Genomic DNA, 4,236 nt, shown 5'->3' with positions numbered 1-4,236 from the left:
TCGATTTGACGCGTCCGGGCCCGCGTCCTTCTATAGCTTCATGACTATGGGTAGTCAGTTGATGCGAAAGGTGTTGCTGCCCGCCGTCGGGCTGGGGGTCCTGTCGGCGCTTGCCGCGGCACCCGCGGCCGCCGGCGGTGGCCGCGGCGGGCCGACGCCCGGCTCCGGCGCCGCGGAGACCTTCCTTCAAGCGACACTCATGCCGTTGAACCATTCCGGCGCCCACAGCACCGCTACCGCGATTCTGCGGGGCGACCAACTCACCATCTCGATCTCCAGTCGCGGGCTGGCGCCGGGTCTGCCGCACGCGCAGCACATCCATATCGGTGGCCGCCATGTCTGCCCACCGCCGGACGTGACCGGCACCGGCGTCCACGGCCACTTCCGGACCGTCGACGGCAAACCGTGGCGTGGCCCGGTCGCGGTGTCGCTGACCACGTCCGGCGACACCAGCCCGGCCAGCGAGGTGGCGGTGGCGAGGTTCCCGGTTGGGAATGCGACCTACCACCGCACGTTCACGGTCACCCCGGCGGTCGCCGCGCAGTTGCGGGCCGGTGAGGGCGTGATCGAACAGCACGGCGTCGACTTCAGCCACAACGGCCGCTACGACGGCCCCGGCCGCAGCGAGCTCAATCCGGCCCTGCCCGAGGAGGCAACCGACCCGGCGGCCTGCGGCAGGCTCGTCCCGACGGCCGGTGGCATGCCCAGGTGACCGGCGGCACGCCTAGGTGAACTGATCGACCCTCGTGGCGCGGTGGGACACCTGCGCCACGACGGACAATCGTAACGAAGTCGGCGAACGGATCGGTTCACCAGCGTGGCATCCGGCGAGTCCGCCGGGGTCGTACGCCGGCCGCCCAGCCGCGGCTCCCAGCGGGGCCCTGGTGCACGAGCGCCATGCCCGCGTCGGTGAGCATCGGTTGCAGACCACGCAGGATGTCGAGATAGGTCGCGCGTGCTGCGAGCGCCACGCCGGCGCGCAGTTCCGGGCGTCGGTGCGCGGCGACGCCATGACGCACCACGGCCAGCGCCGCCATGCTGGCCGAGCCGGGACTGGGGTTCGGGTCTGCCGGTGGCGGAGGCTTGCCGTCGCCGACTGCCTCGGCGAACCGCAGGTACCAGTCGCACAGCTCGGTCGTCTCCACCATGACCGCTTCCTGGGCGGCGGCCAGATCGGGCAGCGCGGCGGAGATCTCCATGGTCGAGGCGATCATGCTGACGCCGCCCCCGGCCCGCAGGATGTCCGCCGGCCAGGGCACGTCGCCGGCGTGCAGCAGCTGCGCGGTCCGGCGCAGCCGCAGCGCCCCGCCGACGACGGTCATGAGCGCGTCGACCTCGAGCCGGCCGTCAGGCTGCTCCGACAGGTACTGACGGACCGCGTCGTCGAGCAGCCGCCCGGCGCGGATGGCATCGCGGGCCGCGGCGGCCACCTGCTGGTCCCGGCTGGGACGGCGGAGGGCCGCATCGTCCGAGCCTGCGGTGTCGGCGCCTTCTGTTCGGGAGGTGTCGACTGTTCGGGATGCGTCGACTGTTCGGGAGGTGTCGACCCGGCTCACGAGCGCACCGATGGTATCTGCGGGGCCGTCCGGATGGTCCGACATATCGGTATAGGCCGGGTCCAGCCAGGGCGAGGTCCGCGGCCGGGCGCTGGGCGGATCGTCATCACCGGGTGCCCGCATGACGACCAGGGCGAGGAAGGCCGCGCCCATCCGGTAGGCCGCGGCGGCGCGACGCCGGATTACCGCCGCCGCTCCTCGCGGCCACAGCAGCGCTCCCACGGCCAGGCTCACCCCGAAGCCAATCATGACGTCCTGAATGCGGACCAGCCCCACCCGCCAGCCTAACGGTTCAATGATATTGAAAAGGATGAGGATGGCGATGGTGAAGCCTGCCTGGCCCAGCGCGAAGGACGACTTCCGCCGCATGTAGCCGGCGACGAACACGGCCAGCGGCAGCAGCGGCCACAATATTACGGTGTGGGTGCCGATCAGGGCGACGAACAGGCCGCCCACTACAATACCGATCCCGGTGCCCAGCAGGCCCCGCAGGATCGTCGAGCTGGTCGCCACCACGTTCGACCGCAGCACCGACAGGGTACCGAGCACCACCCAGAAGCCGTGCTGCACCTCGGTGTTCTGGGCCAGGGCGACAGCGAGGGCGAGTCCCACGGCGCCGCGGACGCTGTTGCGGAACCACACCGACCGGATGCTGGCATATCCGGCGGCCAGATCGGTGGCGGCGACGCCTCGCCGGGTGAGCCGCCTTAGCCTGGCGGGCCAGCCCCGCGGCCGCACCCAGGAGCGCAGCGCCGGTGCCGGCGCGGTCATCTGCAGCACGTTCATCGCCAGCTCTCGGGTCCCCCGGGCCAGTCTGCGCAGCCGGAACGCCTCGGCGATCGCGAGGTCAGCCGACGGCTGCTCCGCCTCGGCGACCACGAGATCATCCGTCTTCTGGGCCGATCGGGCGGTCCACCTGTCAGCGTCCGGCGCCGGCCGGCTGCCTCGCCCCTCCAAGTAGTCCAGCAGGGCTGTGCGCATCCTCCGTTCAGCCCGCTCCAAACGGTCCAGGCCGAGCCGCTCGCCCGGCCGTGGACCGCGGTCGAGTCGATCGGCAGCGGCGGCGAGCGTGGCAGCGGCGGCGGTGTGGATCTCGGCAGCTTCGCGGGGGAAGCATGCCGCCGCGATCCGATTCCGGTCCGCACGCGGTTCGGCGAACGGGACCAACCAGTTGACGTCCACGACGAGATACCCCAGCGCCGCGGTGCGCCCGCCGACACCGCTGGGCCGGTGCGCGGTCTCGGCGAACCTGCGACGCAGGTGGAACACGTCGGTCCAGAGCCGGGGAACTTCGTCCGCCCCGGTCCCGTCTGTCCCGGTCCCGTCAGACTGCGGAAAAGGCATGGTTGTCCACGCCACCCCGGCGGCCATCGACCGACACGCCTGAGCCAGCGCGGCACGCAGCCGTGTTGGGGGCCGCTCCGTCCACAGCACCATGGCCGCGGTGACGGCCACCACCATGGCGATCCCCCAGCCGGCGAGCCGTTCCGGAATGGCCGACACCGGGCCAGGCGTCATCACCGACAGGACGAAGGCCATCAGCGTGGCCCGTCCGGCGGCGGCGAAATACGCGTTGAGGACCCCGGAAAACAGCACGATCAGGGCGACCAGTGCGGTCACCGGCGCCGCCAGCCAGGGTGTCCGGGAGCACAGTGCGCCGATGACGATGAGCGAGACGGTGATAATCGCGAACGCGACGTAGGCCAACAGCCTGGTCTTGGTCGGCCCGGTGAAGTCGATGAACTCCAGCAGGGTGTAGGCGCCGAACCAGGCGAACAGGCTCAGCCGCACGTCCCCACCAGCCAGATAGGTGACGGCCAGCAGCATGGGGGCGACGAAGGCAACCCGGCCGGCCGCCTTGAGGTTGATCAGCCCGGGGTCGTCGGGGAACGCTCTGGTGAGCCGTCCCAGCCATCCGTCCTGCATCGGCCCCTCCATCTGCCCTGGACCATCGCCGTATCTACTAAACCGTCCTAGCCGAACTGTCCTAGCCGAAGGCCGGTGAATTCGGGGGACCTGAGCACGGTTTGCGGTCCCTGAACCGTGACTGACTCCCCACAATCCGGCCGCTGCGCGATCATGCGGACCCGGCCTCGGGAACGTTGGTGGCCGCCGCGTTCGCCGGCCGTGTTGTCCTCGAGCAGGGGCACCTACGAGGAGGCTTATCCAGGCCGCTCAGTTCAGATGATCTTACCTGTCGGTAGGCGGAGGCCTGGCACGAGGTCATCGACCAGGGGCCGACCATCGTGGCGCGGCTGTCGGCGATGCCGACCTCGCCGACCTGCCCATCGCCGACCAGCGGTACCTGCGCCACATGGGAGTCGTTGGCCGTCGGCGGGCCTGGTCGTTCCGCGCCCACTTCACCGGGCGGTTCCGGCTCCGCCCCACTATGCGCTGGATGCCCTGCGGGGCCTGGCAGTACAACACCAGCCCTGCCCTGCAGATCGCACGGCTGTTCCGGATGCGTATCCGGTTCGGTCCCGTGCCGATGACCGGCTGGGACATCTACCGGCAGGGACACCGTCGGATGCACGGAAAGCTGGCTGGACTGCTCACAGTCGCCGATGGCTCGAGCCCTGAATTCGACGCTGCTCATTGGGTATGGGGCGGGCCTGAGCCTTGCCTCCCAGGTAGTCCAGATTCCCTGAGCCGGTCACGACATGAGATGCTTACGTGGGGG

Annotated in this window: 3 protein-coding genes; 2 read left to right on the top strand and 1 reads right to left on the bottom strand. The window is 70.4% G+C overall.

What is annotated here, in order from left to right; translation table 11 throughout:
- A partial coding sequence (locus tag AC08OV_RS21730; protein WP_476620234.1) for a hypothetical protein occupies positions 1–712 on the top strand: 712 nt, incomplete at its 5' end.
- A 97-nt stretch (positions 713–809) separates the two neighbouring features.
- Here the strand turns inward: AC08OV_RS21730 and AC08OV_RS21725 are convergent.
- Positions 810–3,482: an FUSC family protein gene (locus AC08OV_RS21725; protein WP_476615047.1), complete on the bottom strand. Its 2,673-nt coding sequence runs from the start codon at positions 3,480–3,482 to the stop codon at positions 810–812.
- 268 nt (positions 3,483–3,750) lie between these two features.
- Here AC08OV_RS21725 and AC08OV_RS21720 point away from each other — a divergent pair.
- Positions 3,751–4,236 (top strand): DUF6544 family protein (locus tag AC08OV_RS21720; protein ID WP_476620235.1); only part of this gene is annotated, 486 nt, incomplete at its 3' end.

This window comes from Frankia sp. CeTa3Moorea, from assembly GCF_978021225.1.
This window is presented reverse-complemented; position numbering and strand designations above follow the sequence as displayed.